18 protein-coding genes are annotated in these 19,141 nt (G+C 69.4%); 5 read left to right on the forward strand and 13 right to left on the reverse strand.

The window, feature by feature from the left end:
- Positions 1-517 (reverse strand): IS630 family transposase (locus tag FGX59_RS28985; RefSeq protein WP_138470937.1); only part of this gene is annotated, 517 nt, incomplete at its 3' end.
- 680 nt (positions 518-1,197) lie between these two features.
- Between FGX59_RS28985 and FGX59_RS28990 the strand changes: the two genes are divergently transcribed.
- Positions 1,198-3,669 (forward strand): mechanosensitive ion channel domain-containing protein, encoded by a 2,472-nt coding sequence (locus FGX59_RS28990; RefSeq protein WP_138470939.1) that lies wholly within the window; start codon positions 1,198-1,200, stop codon positions 3,667-3,669.
- A 98-nt stretch (positions 3,670-3,767) separates the two neighbouring features.
- On the opposite strand, the gene pssA is transcribed toward FGX59_RS28990, so the two are convergent.
- Both pssA and FGX59_RS29000 read right to left on the reverse strand, forming a co-directional pair.
- Positions 3,768-4,520, reverse strand: coding sequence for a CDP-diacylglycerol--serine O-phosphatidyltransferase (pssA, locus tag FGX59_RS28995; protein WP_138470942.1), 753 nt, complete (start codon positions 4,518-4,520; stop codon positions 3,768-3,770).
- A gap of 3 nt (positions 4,521-4,523) precedes the next feature.
- Positions 4,524-5,189: a phosphatidylserine decarboxylase gene (locus tag FGX59_RS29000; protein WP_138470944.1), complete on the reverse strand. Its 666-nt coding sequence runs from the start codon at positions 5,187-5,189 to the stop codon at positions 4,524-4,526.
- A gap of 177 nt (positions 5,190-5,366) precedes the next feature.
- Between FGX59_RS29000 and FGX59_RS29005 the strand changes: the two genes are divergently transcribed.
- Both FGX59_RS29005 and FGX59_RS29010 read left to right on the forward strand, forming a co-directional pair.
- Entirely contained in the window at positions 5,367-7,010 is a 1,644-nt protein-coding gene (locus tag FGX59_RS29005) for a DNA polymerase Y family protein (RefSeq protein ID WP_138470946.1), read from the forward strand.
- Between the two features lie 571 nt (positions 7,011-7,581).
- Complete coding sequence (locus tag FGX59_RS29010; protein ID WP_138470948.1) at positions 7,582-7,929, forward strand: DUF2794 domain-containing protein; 348 nt, start codon at positions 7,582-7,584, stop codon at positions 7,927-7,929.
- A gap of 29 nt (positions 7,930-7,958) precedes the next feature.
- Here FGX59_RS29010 and FGX59_RS29015 read toward each other — a convergent pair whose 3' ends face one another.
- The 3 genes from FGX59_RS29015 to FGX59_RS29025 all read right to left on the reverse strand — a co-directional run bounded on the left by FGX59_RS29015 (position 7,959) and on the right by FGX59_RS29025 (position 10,616).
- A complete protein-coding gene (locus FGX59_RS29015) occupies positions 7,959-8,744 on the reverse strand; it encodes an NlpC/P60 family protein (protein ID WP_138470950.1) in 786 nt (261 codons plus the stop codon).
- Positions 8,734-10,134 (reverse strand): M17 family metallopeptidase, encoded by a 1,401-nt coding sequence (locus FGX59_RS29020; RefSeq protein WP_138470952.1) that lies wholly within the window; start codon positions 10,132-10,134, stop codon positions 8,734-8,736. Before FGX59_RS29020 ends, FGX59_RS29015 begins: the two co-directional genes overlap by 11 nt.
- A 137-nt stretch (positions 10,135-10,271) precedes the next feature.
- Positions 10,272-10,616, reverse strand: a complete 345-nt coding sequence (locus FGX59_RS29025) for a hypothetical protein (RefSeq protein WP_138470953.1) — start codon at positions 10,614-10,616, stop codon at positions 10,272-10,274.
- A 200-nt stretch (positions 10,617-10,816) separates the two neighbouring features.
- On the opposite strand from FGX59_RS29025, the gene FGX59_RS29030 reads away from it, so the two are divergent.
- Positions 10,817-11,488: a carbonic anhydrase gene (locus FGX59_RS29030; RefSeq protein WP_138470955.1), complete on the forward strand. Its 672-nt coding sequence runs from the start codon at positions 10,817-10,819 to the stop codon at positions 11,486-11,488.
- A 69-nt stretch (positions 11,489-11,557) separates the two neighbouring features.
- Here FGX59_RS29030 and FGX59_RS29035 read toward each other — a convergent pair whose 3' ends face one another.
- From FGX59_RS29035 to FGX59_RS29055, 5 genes are all read right to left on the reverse strand, one after another.
- Entirely contained in the window at positions 11,558-12,685 is a 1,128-nt protein-coding gene (locus FGX59_RS29035; protein ID WP_138470957.1) for a dienelactone hydrolase family protein, read from the reverse strand.
- Positions 12,682-13,671, reverse strand: coding sequence for an alpha/beta hydrolase (locus FGX59_RS29040; RefSeq protein ID WP_206078463.1), 990 nt, complete (start codon positions 13,669-13,671; stop codon positions 12,682-12,684). The genes FGX59_RS29035 and FGX59_RS29040 overlap by 4 nt, the downstream gene beginning before the upstream one ends.
- Positions 13,672-13,831: 160 nt before the next feature.
- Complete coding sequence (locus FGX59_RS29045; RefSeq protein WP_138470959.1) at positions 13,832-14,410, reverse strand: hypothetical protein; 579 nt, start codon at positions 14,408-14,410, stop codon at positions 13,832-13,834.
- 88 nt (positions 14,411-14,498) lie between these two features.
- Positions 14,499-15,521, reverse strand: coding sequence for an aspartate-semialdehyde dehydrogenase (locus tag FGX59_RS29050; protein ID WP_138470960.1), 1,023 nt, complete (start codon positions 15,519-15,521; stop codon positions 14,499-14,501).
- 187 nt (positions 15,522-15,708) lie between these two features.
- Complete coding sequence (locus FGX59_RS29055) at positions 15,709-16,104, reverse strand: VOC family protein (protein WP_138470962.1); 396 nt, start codon at positions 16,102-16,104, stop codon at positions 15,709-15,711.
- Positions 16,105-16,182: 78 nt separating this feature from the next.
- Between FGX59_RS29055 and FGX59_RS29060 the strand changes: the two genes are divergently transcribed.
- Positions 16,183-17,196, forward strand: a complete 1,014-nt coding sequence (locus tag FGX59_RS29060) for an LLM class flavin-dependent oxidoreductase (protein ID WP_138470964.1) — start codon at positions 16,183-16,185, stop codon at positions 17,194-17,196.
- A gap of 25 nt (positions 17,197-17,221) precedes the next feature.
- Here the strand turns inward: FGX59_RS29060 and FGX59_RS29065 are convergent, their stop codons facing one another.
- Both FGX59_RS29065 and FGX59_RS29070 read right to left on the reverse strand, forming a co-directional pair.
- On the reverse strand, positions 17,222-18,361 hold the full coding sequence (locus FGX59_RS29065; RefSeq protein WP_138470966.1) for a capsular biosynthesis protein: 1,140 nt from the start codon (positions 18,359-18,361) through the stop codon (positions 17,222-17,224).
- Positions 18,362-18,431: 70 nt separating this feature from the next.
- The gene (locus tag FGX59_RS29070; RefSeq protein WP_138470969.1) at positions 18,432-19,088 is read right to left on the reverse strand and encodes an SDR family oxidoreductase; all 657 of its coding nucleotides are present in this window, start codon (positions 19,086-19,088) and stop codon (positions 18,432-18,434) included.
- Positions 19,089-19,141 lie beyond the last annotated feature (53 nt).

Genomic DNA, 19,141 nt, shown 5'->3' on the forward strand with positions numbered 1-19,141 from the left:
CGATGGCCCGGGTTGGCGGCGACATGTAGAGCGCGACGACGTCATGGACCTTGTCGACGAACAGCGGATCGGTGGAGAGCTTGAAGGTCTCGCGGCGATGCGGCTGCAGGCCGAACGCGTTCCAGATCCGGCGGACCGTGGCGTGCGACAGCCCGGTCTTCGCAGCCATCGACCGGATCGACCAGTGTGTCGCGTCCCGGGGCGTGCTTTCCAGCGTCCTCTTGATGACCTCCGCCACCTGTTCGTCCGAAACCGTGCGTGGACGGCCTTCACGGTATTCATCGGAAAGCCCCTCGAGCCTCTGCTCCGCAAAGCGGCGGCGCCATTTGCCCACCGTGTGCTGGCTGTGGCCGAGTGAGGCGGCGATCTCCTTGTTGGACATCCCTTCGGCGCATCGCAGGACGATGCGGCAGCGGTCCGAAAGTGATCGGGCCGCCTTGTGCCTGCGAAGCTGGGCTTCGAGGAATGAGCGTTCCTCGTCGCTGAGATCAATTGGAACAGCAACACGGCCACCCATCACATCCTCCCGCATCAGGCAGAATAATGATACAAACTTTAGTTCCAGGTGACTAGCCAATATGGATATAGACGTTCCAGGGCTCGCATCGCCGGCTCTTTTTTGCCCGCCGCCGTGCATGCTTATGTGCTGCCTGTGCATGCTTATGCCTTGCGGCGCTATGGGTGATTCTCAACGCTCTGGAATCCATGGTGAATTTGCCAATCCCATCGACCCCAGATCATTTGGGTGTGCAAACTTATGGGACATTGGCATCATGTTCCGCCACGCGCGCCATTGGACCAGCCTGCCGTGCCTGCTGGGCCGCGGGCGCGGGCCTTCGGGGGGCCGGGCATCCCGGCGGGCCGGGGCGGTGATGACGGGGAACTGATGCGCTTCGGGCGACAATTCCCGCAAACATGGCCGACATCGGCCGGAATCTGCCTTTTCCCGGCCGCAGCGGTTGACACCTCCGGACCGCCTTCGGACAAGACCCTGAGGGGGAGCATTGCCGGGCGGAACCTCTCCGCCGCAGGCGCGTTCCCGTGCGAGGCCCTCGTCCAGAGCGAGCGGCAGAACCAAGACGCCTGACGCGAGAGAAGAGCAGAAATGATCCCTTACTTCGGCAACGCATGCCGAGACGCCCGTGCCGCGGACGCAGGATGTCCGCATTTCCGACACCCCCGCCCCGGAGCCCGCGCATGAAGGCGGTGCTGATGCGGATCCTGCCGATCCTGCTCATCGCCCTGCATGCCGGGCAGGTGCCGGCGCAGTCGCTGCTCCCTTCCGCCGGAAATTCCGCCCAGGAATCCTCCAGCGCCGGGGACGGCGGCAATGCAGATGGCAGCAGCTCGGGCGATGCCGCGGCCTCCGGCGACGCCGCCACGGAGGCCGCCGCAGCAGCCGGCAACGAGCTCGGCGCCCTGCTCGAAGTGCTGCAGGACGATACCGCGCGCAAGAAGCTGATCGACTCGCTGGCCGCGGCCGCCCCGGCTGCCGATGGCAGCGCGGCCGCCCCCGCCGAGGGAAGCGACGGCGGCAGCGGCAGCGGCACCTCCGAAGCCGATGCCACGGCCGAGGCCGCCGCCTCCGAAGGGCTCACCCGCCCGAATTTCCAGGGCATGGCCCAGCAGGCGGCCGAGATCATGACCGATTTCGCCAATGACCTGCGCACCCGCAGCATGTCGCTGCTGGCCGATGTGCAGCGCCTGGCCGCCATCCCCGAGACGCTGTCGGAATCGCGCCGCGCCCGGATCATGTCCGAGGCGCCGCGGCTGTTCATGACGATCATCGCCACCGTGCTGATCTACCGGCTGCTGCGCGTCGCCGCGCGCCGCGTGGTGCGGCCGCCGCAGACCCGCACGATCCGCCGCATCGCGGTGGCCGTGGCGCTGCAGTCCGTGATGCGCGCCGTCGGCCTGGTGCTGGCCTGGATCGCGGGCTACGCGCTGGCCTCGGCCTTCGGCGGCGGCGAGGTCGCGGTGGTGCAGGCCTACTACCTGAACGCCTTCCTGCTGGTCGGCGTCTTCACCATGGTGCTGAGCCTCTTCGTCTCCTACCACTCGCGCGACGTCACCTTCTCGGGGATGCCGCAGGAGATCGACGCCACGATCTTCCGCAGCATGAAGCGGGTCGTCGGCCTGCTGACCTACACGCTGGTCGCCGTGGTGCCGATCGCCCGGGTCTGGACGAATTTCACCATCGCCTCCTCGCTGCGCTCGGTGCTGCTGACCGTCGGCCTGATCATGGCGCTGTTCGCGATCCGCAGGATGCACCACGCGATCCAGGGCTGGCTCGACGAGGTGAAGGCCGAGGAGGAGAAGCACGGCAGCCCGGGCGGGGATGACGAATTCGCCGATGTCGTGCTCGACACCACCCAGACCATCTGGAACAAGGCCTGGCCGCCGCTGGCGACCCTCTACGTGCTGGTCTGCTACTGGATCGCGCTGACCCGCCCCTACAGCATGATGGAAGTGCTGGGCCGGGCGACGCTGTGGAGCGTCGGCGCACTGAGCCTGCTGCTGATCTGCCTGCGCATCCTGGCCAAGGCCGGGGATGCGGCGCTGCCCGTGCCGAAGGCCAAGGGCCGGCTGCTCCAGCTCTTCATCGAGCGCATCAACGGCTTCCTGCCGACGCTGTCGGTGCTGGCGGGCCTCTCGGGCATCATCGTCGCCATCGTCTGGGAGCTGGCAGCCTGGAACCTGGCCGATTTCCACGACCTCGTCGAGGGCGACCGGCTCTGGGGGCTGGGCAATGCGCTGGTCATCGTGCTGATCGGCCTGCTGATCTGGGCCGCGGTCAGCGCCTGGATCGACGACCGGCTGACCAGCTCCTCGCCCTACCGCACCGTCTCGGCGCGGCAGCGGACGCTGCTGAGCCTCCTGCGCAACGCCATCACCATCGCGGTGATCGTCTTCGCCGGGATGATGGCGCTGGCCGAGCTGGGGATCAACATCGCGCCGCTCATCGCCGGTGCCGGGGTCATCGGCCTTGCCATCGGTTTCGGTGCGCAGAAGCTGGTGCAGGACATCATCACCGGCGTGTTCATCCAGCTGGAGAACGCGATCAACGAGGGCGACGTCGTCACCGTCGCGGGGATCTCGGGCTCGGTGGAGAGCCTGACCATCCGCTCGGTCGGCATCCGCGACCTCTCGGGGACCTACCACCTGGTGCCGTTCTCGGCGGTGGACACGGTGTCGAACTTCATGCGCCGCTTCTCCTACCATGTCGAAGTGGCCGGGATCAGCTACGGCTCGGATATCGACAAGGCGCGCGACGCCATGTTCGAGGCCTTCGAGAACGTCAAGAAGGGCGAGTTCGGCGGCTTCATCCTGGGCGACCTGGAGATGCACGGCGTGGTCGGGCTGGGCGACAGCTCGGTCAATATCCGCGCGCGGATCAAGACCCTGCCGGGCCAGCAATGGGGCGTCGGCCGTGCCTATACCGAGCAGATCAAGAAGGTCTTCGACAAGTACGGCATCGAGATCCCCTTCCCGCATCGCGAGCTGAAGATGCCGAACGAGCTGTTCGAGAAGCTGCACGAGATGGCGGAGATGTCCTCGCGGCGCGAGACCATCATCACCACCCAGGCGACGCCCGTCCCGGAGTCGAGCCCCGACCACAAGCCCCAGGTGCTGGGGCCGAGCGCGGGACCGACGCCGGACGGCGACTGAGGCTGAGGCCTGACGGAAAAGGAAAAAGGCAGGGCGGTCCGACCGTCCTGCCTTTTTTCATGTCCCGGATGTCCCGTCCGCCAGGAACGCGGCCGCGCTCAGCGGCGCGACAGGCGCTTGCGGTTGACCCAGGCCCAGATCACCGTGGCGATATAGGCCAGGCTCGCCAGGATCAGCATCTGCCAGGCGAAGGTCGCCAGCGCGGCGCCGAAGGCGGCCATTCCGACCAGCACGTATTTCACGTTCCCGCGCGAGATCCGCGTGGTCTTGAAGGACCAGGTCGGCAGCGAGGAGATCATCAGGAGCCCCATCACGATCATGTGGAGGCTGATCACCAGCGGCGGCACCACCGGCCCGTCGGCGAAGGCGAAGGAGACATAGAGCGGCAGCATCACCACCATCGCGCCCGCCGGCGAGGGCACGCCCTCGAAATAGGCGCCGCCCAGCCCGCCGCCGGTCTTGCTGCCGACATTGAACCGCGCCAGGCGGAAGACGCAGCAGATCGAGAAGACCAGCACCGCGATCCAGCCGATGCCGCGGAAATCCTGCAGTGCCCAGAAATACAGGGTCAGCGGCGTCGCCACCCCGAAATTGACGAAATCCGCCAGCGAGTCGAGCTCCGCCCCGATCTTGCTGGCCGAGCCGAGCGCCCGCGCCAGCCGCCCGTCCAGCCCGTCGAGGATGCTGGCCACGATGATCAGCTGCACCGCCAGCTCGTAATTGCCGTGGACGCCCGCGCGGATCGCGGTCAGCCCGGCGCAGATCGCGGTGACGGTCAGCATGTTGGGCAGCAGCAGGATCAGCGAGAAGGCCTGGCGCTCCTTCTGGGGACGGGTCGGCGGGGTCGCCATGGCTCAGCTCCTTTCGAGATCCGCGATGACCGTTTCGCCCGCGACCATGGTCTGGCCCAGGCTGACCAGCGGCTCCACCCCTTCGGGCAGGTAGACATCGAGCCGCGAGCCGAAGCGGATCAGGCCGAAGCGCTCGCCCGTGCCCAGCCGCGCGCCCGCCGCCACGAAGCAGACGATGCGCCGCGCCACCAGGCCGGCGATCTGCACCACCGCGACCTGGCGGCCGTCATCCATGCGGATCGCCAGGCTGTTGCGCTCGTTGTCCTTGCTGGCCTTGTCGAGCGAGGCGTTGAAGAACTTGCCCGGGCGGTAGGCGACGGCGGTGATCTCGCCCGCGACCGGCATCCGGTTCACGTGGCAGTTGAAGACGCTCATGAAGACGCTGACGCGGGTCAGCGGCACATCCGCCATGCCCAGCTCGGCCGGGGGCACGGCCGGTTCGATCAGCGACACGATCCCGTCGGCCGGGCTGACGATCAGCCCCGGACGCGCCGGCGTCACCCGCTCGGGATCGCGGAAGAAATAGTAGCACCAGACCGTCAGCCCGACCCCGATCCATCCCAGCGGCTCGAAGATCAGGAACAGGACAACCGTGACGGCGGCGAAGATGCCGACGAAGCGGCGCCCCTCCGGGTGCATCGGCTTGATGAATGTGTCGCGCATCCGCATGGAGTGCAGTCCTCTTCGATGTCGTTCGCGTCACAGTCATAGGGAGATTGGCGCGACGCACAAGCCCGGCAGGCCGCTCTGCCCCCGCCTCTGGCGGATGCGCGGCCCGGGGACTCGACTCCGCCCTCCGACTCCCGCTAGATGGGAACATAAACAGAACATCGTGCTGCCACACTGATGCCCGCCAAACGGATTCTCTCGCTCTGGTTCCCCCGGATGGGGGCGGAGCGGTGCCTGCGCCTCGAACGGGGGACGCTTCTGGCACCGCTCGTCGTGCTCTGCGACCAGAATGGCGCGCAGGTGATCTCCAGCCTGTCGGAGGAGGCCTCCGCCGCCGGGCTTCGCCCCGGCCAGCCGCTGCGCGACGCGATGGCGATGTGCCCGGCGCTGGTGACGCGGCCGCAGATCCCGCAGGCCGAGGCCGCCTTCCTGGCCGGGCTGCGCCGCTGGGCGGGGAAGTTCTCGCCCTGGGTGGGCGAGCTGCCCCCCGACGGGCTGGTGATGGACATTTCCGGCTGCGCGCATCTCTTCGGCGGCGAGGACGGCATGATGGAGCAGGTCCGCGCCGAGGCGCAGGACCTGCGGCTGAGCCTGCGCGCGGCGATCGCCGACACGCCCGGCGCGGCCTGGGCGCTGGCGCGCTACGGCGGCACCCGCCCGGCGAGCCTGCGCAGCGGCGACGCGATCGACCAGGAGGCCCGCGCCACCCGCTCGCGCGCCGCGCGGCGCCATCCGCGCAGCGGCGCCCTGGCCGCCCTGCCCCCCGGGAGCTCGCCGCAGATCGCGCCCTCCGGCGGCAGCCTGCAGGCGATCGCCGATCTGCCGGTCGCGGCGCTGCGGCTCGGCGAGGCGGAGGCGGCCGGGCTGGCGCGGCTGGGGCTGTCGCGGATCGGCGACCTCGCCGGGGTGCCGCGCGCGGCGCTGGCGCGGCGCTTCGGCCGCGAGGTCGGGCTGCGGCTGGACCAGGCGCTCGGCATCGTGCCCGAGCCAGTCTCGCCGGTCGGCGCCGATCCGGTCTTCGCCACGCGGCTGACCCTGCCCGAGCCGATCGGGCTGCGCGAGGACATGGAGGCGGCGATCGACCGGCTTCTGCCGCCGCTCGGCGCCCGGCTGGAGCAGGCCGGGCGCGGCGCGCGGCGGCTGCGGCTGCAGGCCTTCCGCGTTGATGGCGGGCTGGCCGAGGTGGAGATCGGCCTGGCCCGCCCCTCGGCCGATCCGGCGCGGATGCGGCCGCTGCTGCTCCTGAAGCTCGACGGCATCCAGGCGGAATTCGGCATCGACGGGCTGCGGATCGAGGCGCATGTCACCGAGCCGGTGCAGGCCCGCCAGGCGCGCGGCCATCTCGACGCCGCCCGCGACGCGGCCGAGCGGCTGGCCCGCGGCCCCGGGCTCGACGACCTGATCGCCCGGCTCGGCGCGCGGATCGGCAGCGAGGCGGTCACCCGGCTGCACCCCGCCGAGAGCCATATCCCCGAGAAGACCGCCCGGCGGCTGATGGCGGCCTGGTCGGAGCCCGCCGCCGCCTGGCCCCCCGCCCCGACGCCGCGCCCGGTGACGATGTGGCGCCCCGAGCCGGTGCAGGCGCCCGAGCGGCCGCGGCTCGAGGGCCCGTTCCGCTGGCGCCGCCGCGCCTGGATCCCCGCCGAGGCCCGCGGCCCCGAGCGGATCTCGCCGGAATGGTGGCTCGACGATCCCGCCTGGCGCAGCGGCGTGCGCGACTACTGGGAGGTGGTGACGGCCGACGGCGTGCGGCTGTGGCTGTTCTTCGCCCATGGCGGCGCGCTCTCGCCCGGCTGGTTCTGCCAGGGCAGCTTCGACTAGCAGGGTGCTGAAAATTGCTCTGAGGCGTCGCCAGGGAGGAAACTGTTCCGTATTCGGCTGAAGCATCCCCGGGAGAAGATCACGTACAGCCGCATTCCGGACAAATTTTCCAGTCTTGCCCTGCACTCCGTCGCCGGACGGGATTTTTCAGAACCCTGCTAGAGCCGCCGCCCGGCCCTGGCTTGGGCCTCGAGGCAGCGCCTGCCGCGCCTCGAGCCGCGCCGCAGCTCCGCTCCGGCGCCATCGGGACAGACTGCCCGGAGGGCCGACCGCGGATGTCCCCCGCCCCGGTCCGCGGCATTTGCGCTAATTCCCCGGCGCTTGCCGCTTGCCCGGACCCTGCCTCAGAGCCGAGAATGACCATGGCGGCACGGAGAGGTCTCCGCCGCGGACGGTTTGCCTCGATGTGCTGCGGTGGGGGCTGCAAGACATCGCATCGGGGCAGGCCGCCAGGCCCGGAACCTCCCGGCTGCCGCCGCCCCGCATTCCGCCCCGCCCGGCCCGTTGCGGCATCCCGCCCGCCGGAAAACAGCCGCTTGATTTGCCGCCGCCCCCGCCCCAAGATGTTCGAATGACGCTACATCCTCCCTCGTTCCCGGCTTCCGGGGCAGCCCCAGATGCCGTCGCCTTCCAGCGAGACGAACTCTCCGTCATCCTCACGCTCTACGGCCGCATGGTCGCTGCGGGCGAATGGCGGGACTACGGCATCAGCACGCTGCGCGACCGGGCCGTCTTCTCCGTCTTCCGCCGAACGGCGGAACACCCGCTCTACCGCATCGAGAAGCAGCCGAAGCTGCGCGGCCGGCAGGGCATGTACTCGGTCACCGCCATGGACGGGCAGATTCTCAAGCGCGGCCATGACCTGCGCCAGGTGCTGCGCGTGCTCGAGCGCAAGCTGATCCGGCCGGTCGGGGACTGACCCCGCCCGCTCCGCGGACCGCGCCGGGCTCAGTCCTGCTTGAAGAGGTTGATCCGCCGCCGCGCCAGAACCTTGCCGCCGCCCTGCTTGGCGATGCGCTCCACCGCGCGGTCCATCGGCTCGGAGACGACCGCCATGTGATGGGCATTGGCATGGACGATCCGGTCCGGCCCGCCGACCCAGGCGACATGGCCCTTCCAGAACAGCAGGTCGCCGCGGCGCAGCTCCGCATCCTCCGCCAGCGGCACGCCGAGCTCCTGCATCTGCTCGCCGCTATCGCCCGGGCAGTGCAGCCCGCAAGCCAGCGCCGCCGCCTGCACGAGCCCCGAGCAGTCGATCCCCAGCCGCGAATTGCCGCCCCAGAGATAGGGCGTGCCGATGAACATCTCGGCCACCGCCACCGGATCGCCGAAGCGGGCCGCGGCCATGCGGCAATGCGACAGCGGCACGAATCCCCCGGTGGTCAGCTGCAGGAAGGGCTTCTTCTCCTCTTCCATGTCAAGCAGCGCGCCGAAGGACAGCGTCATCAGCTCGGGCGACTTGATGTCGGGTTCGGAATAGACATGCGTCGCCAGCGTCACGATCCGGTGGGTCTGCCCCAGCAGCGGGCCCAGATCGGCCCGTGCCATGACGCCCTCGTAGCCGTCGCGCGAGGCCTCGATCTGGATGTGCTCGCCCTTGTCGCGGACGATCTTGACCGGCTCGCCGAAGAGAAGCTGGCGCTGCCGCGCGCCGCCGGGCTTGTCGCGGATATCCGCGACCGGGACGGTGACCTGCAGGTATTCCGCCGGCGACTTCTTCTTCTTAAACAGCATCGCGCCCGCCCAGTCCCAGGATCTCCGGCAGCGCGGCGAAGAGCGCCCGCGCCCCCTGCCCGGCGCCGCCCATCGGCCGGGCCGGCGCCGCCGAGGGCTGCCAGCCGTAGATGTCGAAATGGGCATAGTCCTTCGCCCCGCCCGCGAAGCGGCGCAGGAAGAGCGCGGCGGTGATCGATCCGGCGAAGCCGCCCTTCGGCGCATTGTCGAGATCGGCGATCCCCGGCTCGATCATCGCCTCGTAGGGCTCGTGGAAGGGCATGCGCCAGACCGGATCGCGCACCTCGGTCCCGGCGGCGGCAAGCGCCGCGGCGGCGGTCTCGGAACTGCTGTAGAACGGCGCCAAATCAGGCCCGACCGCGACCCGCGCGGCGCCGGTCAGCGTTGCCATCGAGACCATCAGATCCGGGCTCTCCTCGCCGCCATAGGACAGCGCGTCGGCCAGGACCAGACGGCCCTCGGCATCGGTGTTGTTGATCTCCACCGTCAGCCCGGCGCGCGAGTCGAGCACGTCGCCCGGGCGGAAGGCCGGGCCGCTGACGGCGTTCTCGGCCACCGGCAGCAGCACCCGCAGCCGCAGCGCCATGCCGGTCGCCATGATCATGTGCGCCAGGCCCAGCACCGTGGCCGCGCCGCCCATGTCCTTCTTCATCAGCCCCATCGAGGCGCCGGGCTTCAGGTTGAGCCCGCCAGTGTCGAAGACGATGCCCTTGCCGACCAGGGTCAGCGAGGGGCCGGACCCGCCCCAGCGCAGGTCGATCAGCCGCGGGCTGCGGTCCGAGGCGCGCCCGACCGCATGGATCATCGGGAAGTTCCGCTCCAGCAGTTCCGCGCCCTCGATCACCGCGACCGAGGCTCCATGCTCGGCGGCCAGCGCTTCTGCCGCGGCCTGCAGCTCGGCCGGGCCCATCCGGTTCGACGGCGTGTTGATCAGCTCGCGCGTCAGGCATTCGCCCTGGGCGATCGCCGTGATCCGCGCCGCATCCACCCCCTCGGGCGGCAGCAGCGACGCCATCTTCGGCGCCTCCGCGCCCGATTTCAGCGAATAGGCATAGCCCGCCAGCAGCCAGCCAAGCGCCGCCTCGTCGCGGGCGCCGGGATCGAGCGGGGTCGCGATGCGCCAGGCGCCTGCGGGCAGGCGCGGCACGGCCTGGGCCACGGCAAAGCGGCTGCGCGCCGCCAGGGCCGCCGGGCCGAGCCCGAGCGCGGCCGCCGCGACGCCCTCGTCGCCCGGCAGGAGCAAGAGCTCGCCAGGCGCGGCGCGGAACCCCGTGGCCTCGAGCCAGGAGGCCGCGCCGGGCGGCAGGGTCGCGGCGAAGGTGGACAGGTCTTCGGCGGAAACGAGATGCAGAGGACGGGCAGCGTCTTCCGGGGCGGCAAAGGAAGCCATCGGCAGATCAGGCAAGGAGGAACCTCACGGGACTTGGGTCTTGGCCTCCAGTCTATCGGCTGGCCCCTGCCCCGCAAGCATAATCCTCCGCCCGGGCGCGCAGGCCGCGCCCGGCTCCGGCCCGCGGGCCCCGGGACTCAGAGCATCATGCCCTGCGGATCCCAGATCGCGGACAGCGACTTGTCGCCCATGCGCGACAGCCGCGCCAGGGTGGCGGCAAAGCCCGCCAGGTCGCCGTTGCGCACGCAATCGGCCACCGCCCGGGCGACATTGCCCAGCCCGGCAAGGCCGATCTGCTCGGCCTTGGGCGCGATGCGCTCGGCGATTTCCCGGACATCGTCGAACTTCGCGCGGCGCCCGAGCTTCTCGATGCGCACGAGCTGGATGGTCAACTCCTCCATCGTGTCGCACAGGACGTTCTCGGCGCCGATCTCGCCCATTGTGCGGTACAGATCGGCAAGCTTGCGGGAATCAAAACGCACAGCTTCGTCGAATTTCATCGAGATTACGGACACTGGATATACCCCGTCGCAGAAAGTACGCCCCCACAGCGTGCGATCCTGATAGCGCGACCAGCCTCAAGAAACGGTTGAAGCACTTCGTCAAACTACGTGGATTTTCCGCTAAACTCTCGGATTATTCATGGTTATTACTGGCCGCGCATATCTATGGAGGACCGAACATGGATGACCCCAGCCCGCAGCTCGCCCGGATCAGCAAGCTACCGGCCTATCTGAGCGAAAGGTACCATGGCTGGCGCGCGACCGACCACCAGGAGAACAAAGCCTGGTACCGCCGCCTGGCCGAAGAGGGCCAGCGCCCGCGCACGATGGTCATCTCCTGCTCCGACAGCCGGGTGCATGTGACGAATCTCTTCGGCGCGCATCCGGGCGAGTTCTTCATGCACCGCAATGTCGCCAACCTGGTCCCGCCCTTCGAGCCCGACGGCCAGCATCACGGCACCTCGGCGGCGATCGAATACGCGGTCACCGCGCTGAAAGTGTCGAATCTCATCATCATGGGGCATTCCTTCTGCGGCGGCGCCGCGGGCTGCACCGAGATGTGCCGCGGCCATGCCCCCGAGCTCGACATCAAGGAAAGCATGCTGGGCCGCTGGCTCGACGTGCTGCGCCCCGGCTACGAGCGGGTGAAGGGCGTCGAGGACGGCGATGCCCACCGCATCGCCATGGAGAAGCAGACCGTGGTCGTCTCGCTTGAGAACCTGATGAGCTTCCCCTTCGTGCAGAAGGCGGTCGAAGACGAGCTGCTGGCGGTGCACGGGCTCTACATGGACATCGCCTCGGGCCAGCTCAGCCAGTTCGAACCGGCCACCGGGGAATTCTCGGCGATTTAGCTGCCCCGGAAACGGCCCCTGTGACGGCAGCCATGCGATGGCGGAGGGCGCAGAGCCGCCCCCGCGCCCTCATTCCAGCGCCGCGTCGAGCCAGTCGAAGGCGGCGTCCTGCATGTCGGCCGTGAAGGTGTGGCCCTTGCCCTCCCAGACGCGGGTGGTCAGGGCCGCATCCGCGCCATAGGCGTCCCAGACCGCGTGCATCTGGCCGAAGGCCGCCTCGACCGAGGCCTGCGGGAAAAGCGGATCTTCCGCCCCGGCATGGACCAGCATCGGCTTCGGCGCCGCCAGCGCGGCGACATCGGGATAGTCCATCAGCTGCGGCAGCCCGGGATGCAGCATGTACCAGGCCGACTGGCCCTTGAGCTGGTTGTTGCCCGGCACCATCAGCCCGTCGAGCGTCGCCATCCAGCAATTCGCCACCGCCGCCGCCACATGCGGCGAGAGCGCCGCCACCTGCCAGGCGCGGAACGCCCCCATCGAGAAGCCGACCGCCGCGACCCGGTCGGGATCGGTCTCGGGCAGCCCCGCCAGGAATTCCGCCGCGCGCATGTCCTCCAGCGCCATCAGCCCGGCCAGCGAGGAGCCCAGGTTGAAGAGATTCGCCGCCAGCGCCTGCTGCGCCTCGTAGCCATTGCCCTCCCGGTCGCCCCAGCCGAGCGCGTCGGTCGCCAGCACGACATAGCCGCGCTTCGCCAGCTCCTCGCCCGGATAGCGGCCCGAGAAGTACTTGCCCGCCCATTCCTCCGCCGAGGCGGCGCGGGTCCCGTCATACCAGGGGGAGACCCATTTCTCCTTGCCGATGTCGAAGCGCGCGCCGTGGTCGTGCAGCATCAGCGCGGCCGGAAACGGCCCCTCGCCCGCGGGCACCAGCAGGATCGCGGAAACCCGGCTCTCGTCGGTGATGTTGAAGGCGATCCGGCGGGCGGTGTAGCTGCCGCGGTCCTCCTCGTCGATCACCTCGGGGGCGAAGGGCGCCTCGGCCTCGTAGGGCAGCATCAGCGGCGCCGCCGCGGCCATCGCGCGCTCGTGCCACTCCGCCGGATCGCCGCCGTCATAGCCCAGCGGGAAATTCAGCCGCGCCTTCAGCGCCTGGTAGAAGACCGGCAGGTTCTTCTCGTCCACGATCTCCGTCTCGAAATCATCCGCCGCCGCCATCGTCGCCGCGCCCGCCAGAAGCGCCATCGCCAGTCCCCTCATTGCGTTTCCTCCGCCATGCCGGCGGTCATGCCAATCGCGCCCAGCCAGTCCGAGAGCAGCGCGGGCCATTGCAGGACCGGCTTCTCCCCCGCCCCGCGGATGCCGAAGCCATGCCCGCCATCGCGGAAGATGTGCATCTCGGCCGGGACCCCCGCGCGGTGCAGCGCCATGTAGAAGCGCACCGAGTTCTCGGCATCGACCGAGCCGTCGTCATCGGCATGCAGAAGGAAGGTCTGCGGCGTCTCGGCCGTCACATGCCGCTCGGGCGACCAGGCGGCGATCTCTTCGGGGGTCGGCGCCTCGCCCAGCAGCGCCTCGCGCGACCCCTTGTGGACCGGCCCGTCTTCCATCGTCATCACCGGATAGACCAGCGCGACGAAATCCGGCCGCGCCGAGACGCCCGCATCTGCATCGTCAAGATCATAGACCTCGCGGTCGTACATCGTGGCGATCGAGCCGCCGAGATGCCCCGCCGCGGAGAAGCCCAGAAAGCCGATCTTCGCCGGGTCGAGCCCCCATTCCGCGGCATTGCGCCGGACCATCCGGACCGCGCGCTGCGCATCGGCCAAGGGCGCCCCGGTCGCGTTCTCGTGCCCCTCGCCCGGCAGGCGGTAGCTGAGCAGGAAGGTGGTGATGTCCTCGGGCGCCAGCGCCCGGGCGATCTCGATCCCCTCCTTGTCGAGCACCACCCGGCGGTAGCTGCCGCCGGGCGCGACGATCATCGACACGCCGCTGGGATGCTCGGGCAGGAACACCGTCAGGCTCGGATCGGCGATCCCCGTCAGCGCCCGGTCGGCGCGGTAGAGGCTCTGCGAGCGCTCGTCGATCACCTGCTCCAGCTCCGCGGGCGCGCCCGGAGCACGGCCGCCCCAGAGGCTCAGCGTCGCTTCGTGGCTCAGCGGCTCGGCCATGGCGGGCCCTCCGGTCGACAGGCAGATGGCAAGGGCGATCAGGCGCCCGCGGGCGCGGATGGCTTCGTTCGGCACCGGGTCTCCTCCCAGAAATTCGGTTCCCTGCGGCCAGTCTCGCCGCCGGTCCCTGCCATGGCAAGGATTCTCCTCTGCTAATATGCTAGTTAATCAATTTGCCGCAGACAGGCCCGGCTGACCGGCCGGCGCCGCCGGGAAATGCCGGAACCGCGAAGGATCAGAACGCGTGGCGCAGCCCCAGCACGACGGCGTTCGAGCCGGTGTCGAAGGGCGCGAAGATGAACCCGTCCGAGCGGTGGTGGATGCGCAGGAAAGGCGCCACCTCCCAGGAGGGCTTGCCGAATTCCAGCTCCATGAACCAGTAGGGCAGCACCTGCTGGCTCTGCCCCTTGCGCTCTTTCTCCAGCTCCGGCGCCTCGCTGGCGAAAGACGCCCCCAGCCCGAAGGCCGCGCCCTGCCAGGGCAGGACCGGATCGGCGGCGCGGTAGCGGATCGTGGCCGGCAGGTTCACTGCGACATGGTTGCTGACGCCCTCATGCGCCACCAGCTGCGCCTCCCAGCCGATGCGGACCCCGTGCCCGCCAAGCGCCCGGTCGCGCGAATAGGCAAGCCCGTAGAGCCGCGACTCCGCCCAGTCGATCGAGCCAGGCGCATAGGCGATGGTGCCGTAATCCCCCCAGGTCATGCGTCCCGCAAAGGCCGACAGGGCCGAGCTCCAGCCCCCCTCTGACGCCGCCGCCACCCCCGCGGCGAGCACCGCCCCCAGAAATGCACTTGCCGCAAGGACGTTACGCACAATCTATCCCCTTGAAAAAGAACGCCGGGCCGGGGCTATCAAGCTCCGGCCCGGCTGACGATAGGGGACGGGGCCCAAGCCCCTGGCATCACGCTTTCTTGAGGACGCGATTGCCCAGCGTTTCGGCGATCTGCACGGCGTTCAGTGCCGCGCCCTTGCGCAGGTTGTCCGAGACGCACCAGATGTTCAGCCCGTTCTCGATGGTCGAGTCCTGGCGGATCCGGCTGATGAAGGTGGCATAGTCGCCCACGCATTCGACCGGCGTCACGTAGCCGCCGGCCTCGCGCTTGTCGACGACCATGATGCCCGGCGCCTCGCGCAGGATCTCGCGGGCCTCGTCCTCGTCGAGGAATTCCTCGAACTCGATATTGATCGATTCCGAATGGCCGACGAAGACCGGAACGCGCACGCAGGTGGCCGTGACCTTGATCGACGGATCGACGATCTTCTTGGTCTCGGCGATCATCTTCCACTCTTCCTTGGTGGTCCCGTCCTCGAGGAAGACGTCGATATGCGGGATCACGTTGAAGGCGATCTGCTTGGGATAGACCGACGGCTCGACTTCCTGGCCGGGCACGTACATGCCCTTGGTCTGGTTCCACAGCTCGTCGATGGCCTCCTTGCCCGAGCCCGAGACCGACTGGTAGGTCGAGACCACGACGCGCTTGATCTTCGCGCGGTCATGCAGCGGCTTCAGCGCCACCACCATCTGCGCGGTCGAGCAGTTCGGGTTGGCGATGATGTTCTTGTTCTTGTAGTCGTGGACCGCTTCGGGGTTCACTTCCGGAACCACCAGCGGCACCAGCGGGTCGTAGCGGTAGAGCGACGAGTTGTCGATCACCACGCAGCCCGCCGCGGCGGCCTTCGGCGCATAGACCTTCGTCGCGTCCGAGCCGATCGCGAACAGCGCGATGTCCCAGCCGGTGAAGTCGAACTGCTCCAGATCCTGGGTTTTCAGGGTCTTGTCGCCATAGCTCACCTCGGTGCCGAGGCTCCGGCGCGAGGCCAGCGCGGCAATCTCGTCAACGGGGAACTGGCGCTCGGCCAGGATATTGAGCATCTCGCGACCCACATTGCCCGTGGCGCCGCAGACGACGACTTTATAGCCCATTTCGGGTTTCTCCTTGGTTCGACGGGGGCCGCATACAGAAAACTGCGGCAAATAGGAAGGGGGCGCAGGAAAATGACCATGGCAGCCCCGCCTGCCACGGCGCGCCCGGCCGGGCCCTGCAGGCTGGCCGGACCGCGGCCGCGCGGGCCTCCGGGCGCAGCGGCAGCCGGGTCCGGCCTGCGACGGATCAGGCGAAGCGGCCCGAACGCTCCAGCACCTCGATCTGGTAGCCGTCGGGATCGGCGACGAAGAAGAACCGCGCCACGGTCTCGCCGGCAGGCGCGAAATCCACCAGCTTGCGCGGCGCCAGCCCGAGATCCTCGAAGCGGGCATGCTCGGCCACCAGATCCTCGACGCTCACCGCCAGATGGCCATAGCCGTCGCCGAGGTCATAGGGCTCGGTGCGGCCCTTGTTGACCGTCAGCTCCAGCTCGAAGCCGGTCTCGGGATTGGACATGTAGACCAGCGTGAAGTCCGGGAAATCCAGCCGCTGCGCGACCTCCAGGCCAAAGGCGGTCCCGTAGAATGCCACCGAACGGTCCTCGTCCAGCACCCGGATCATGCTGTGGATCATCTTTGCCATGACGGCTCCTTCTCCCTTTCGGGGTTACATCCTGTCCGGCTCTACCTATGTCGGAAGGGAACAGATGACGAGGCCCCCATGCTCCCCTATTCGCTTCTCGACCTCTCGCCGATCCCCGAAGGCGCGACCCCGGCCGACGCTCTGGCCAATACGCTCGACCTGGCGCGCCATGCCGAGGCCCTCGGATACACCCGCTACTGGCTGGCCGAGCACCACAATTCCACCGGCATCGCCTCGGCCGCGACCGCCGTCGTGATCGGCCAGGTCGCGGCGCATACGAAAACCATCCGCGTCGGCGCGGGCGGCATCATGCTGCCGAACCATTCGCCGCTGGTCATCGCCGAGCAGTTCGGCACGCTCGAGACGCTCTTTCCCGGCCGCATCGACCTGGGCCTCGGCCGCGCGCCGGGCACCGACCAGCTCACCGCCCGCGCGCTGCGCCGCGGCCAGGACCGGTCCGACCAGTTCCCCAATGACGTGGTGGAGCTGATCGGCTATCTCGGCGAGCCCGATCCGGGGCAGAAGATCGTCGCCGTGCCGGGCGCGGGCACCCAGGTGCCGGTCTGGATGCTCGGCAGCTCGCTCTTCGGCGCCCAGCTCGCCGCGCATCTCGGCCTGCCCTATGCCTTCGCCAGCCATTTCGCCCCCGACGCGCTCGAGGACGCGGTGCAGGTCTACCGCTCGTCGTTCCGCGCCGGCGCCATCCGGCGGCCGCATTTCATGCTTGCCGTCAATATCTTCGCCGCCGAGACCGACGAGGAAGGCGCCCGGCTGCGCAGCTCGATGCAGCAGGGCTTCATCAACCTGCGCCGCGGCCGCGCCGGCCCGCTGCCGCGCCCGGTCGACGATCTCGCCACCGTCGCCACCGAGCCCGAGATCCGCATGGCCAACCACCAGCTGCGTGTCTCGGTCGTGGGCTCGAAGGCCACCGTCAAGGAACGTCTGCGCGGGCTGATCGAGATCCTCGGCCCCGACGAGATCATCCTGACCGGCCATATCCACGACCACGCGGCGCGCAAGCGCTCCTTCGAGATCGGCGCCGAGGTCATGCGCGAGCTGGCCGGCGAGGTCCCCGCCCGCGAGGCCTGCTAGGACGCGCAGGCCCGGGACCGGAGGGTCACCTGCCGCGCATCGCCTGCGCCTGGGCGATCTTCGGCAGGACCTTCTCCGGCGCGACGGAGGCCTTGCCGCCGTCGTGGATCATCTCGGGATAGTAGACCCGGTCGAGATAGTTCATGAACGCGTCCCGCGCCGCCGCGTCGTAGCCGAGCGATGCCGGGTCGGAGAAGATGCGGTAGAGCTCGGCGAAGCTGTCCGCCGGGCTGACGATCTCGGGCATGCGGAAGAAGCACTCGCCCAGCACCACCACCGGCCGGTCGTACCAGAAGCTCTGCAGCCCGACCGAGGAATTCAGCGTCACCACTGCGCGGCTGGCCGCGACCTGCTGGAACGTGTCGGTGGCGTTGTCGATGACGATCTTGCCCGGCACCGCTTCCGCCGCCAGCTCCAGCATCTCCGTCAGCGGTATCTTCGAGCTGGGATGCTCCTTGAAGCGCAGGTGCCAGCCCTCGGGCAGCGCGCCCGCGGCGAATTCCAGCATCTCGATGAAGCGGTGGATATTGCGCACCCAGCCGCCGAAAAGCTTGATCTGCGTGTCGTCGGGCACCTGCAGCGGGCAGAACAGGAAGGGCTGCGCCGCCAGGTCGCCGGCCGCGTCGGTCTGGCCGACATCGGTGCGCTTCTTCGCCTTGCGCGAAACCAGCGTCTCCTTCAGCGCGCGCCAGCCGTCATCCTGGCCGTTCTCCGCCGCCGCCCAGTCGCGGTAGAAGCCGATCTCGCGCGGCAGCGAGTTGAGCTGGTTGACGCCGACCGGATCGACGGTGACGCGGCCCGGCAGCGGCGCGCGCTCCAGGTAGAGCTGCGGCGTGCCGGTGTCCTTGGCCGCGGCCATGAAGGCGCGGCGCGAGCCGGTCAGCCCGTTCCAGGCCACCGCCACCGCCTCGCGGTCCGTTTCGAAGCGCTCGCGGGCCCAGTTATACTGCGCCTTGTAGAGCCGGGTCTTCAGCGCGCGGGTGGCGGGCGAGGTCGACTGCCGCTTGGCCAGCTTCAGCGACTCGGCGGCGCGCGTTCCGGTGGCGTCGCTGTCGCGGAAGCTCCAGCGCAGCGAGTTGACGCAGACGGTCTCGCCGCCCATGGCGCAGACCGATGCCATCATGCCGTCGATCTCGGGATCGCCATCCTTGAAATAGTAGAACATCGCCGCCTCCGCGCCTGCCGTCACCGGCGGGTTAGCAGGCCGCGCCGGGATTGGCAAAGCCCCCGCATGCTCAGCCGCGCCGGGCCGCCGCAACCGCCTCTTCGGCAGGCACGGCGCCGTCGGTCAGCTCCAGGATCTCCCGGCAGATGGAGGGCGTGCCGATCAGCGCCGCCAGCACCCGCGCCACGTTCCCGCGCGCGACCGTGCCATAGGGCAGCGCCGCGCCGAGGCTGACCCGCCCGTCGCCATCCTCGTGCACCAGCGTGCCCGGGCGCAGGATCACCCAGTCGAGACCGCTCGCCGCCAGCGCCGCATCGGCCTCCTTCTTGGTGCGCATGTAGAGCTCGAACCCCTCCCGGGGCTCCTTGCCGCGCCCGGCCTCGGGGAAGGCCGAGACCAGGTAGATGCGGCTCAGCCCGGCCGCGCGGGCGGCCTCGATCAGCTTGACCGGCCCCTGCCCGTCGATCATCCGCGTCCGCTCCGGACCGCTGCCCGCCGCACCGGCCGAGAACACCGCCACGTCATGGCCCGCGAGCATCGCGGCCATCTCCGCCGCGCTGATGTCCATCAGGTCGCCCTCGACGGGATCCGCGCCCATGGCGCGCAGCGCCTCCGCCTGCCCGGGCTTGCGGACCAGTCCCGAGACCTGGTGGCCGGCCGCCGCCAGCATCGGGCAGAGGCGGTGGCCGACGCCGCCGGTGGCGCCGAGAACGAAGATGCGGGACATGGGGTGGCTCCTTCTTCCTGCCGGTGCCCTTCAGCTAGGCCCCGTCCCGCCCG

The organism is Poseidonocella sp. HB161398 (assembly GCF_005870025.1).
Taxonomy (GTDB): Bacteria; Pseudomonadota; Alphaproteobacteria; order Rhodobacterales; family Rhodobacteraceae; genus Mangrovicoccus.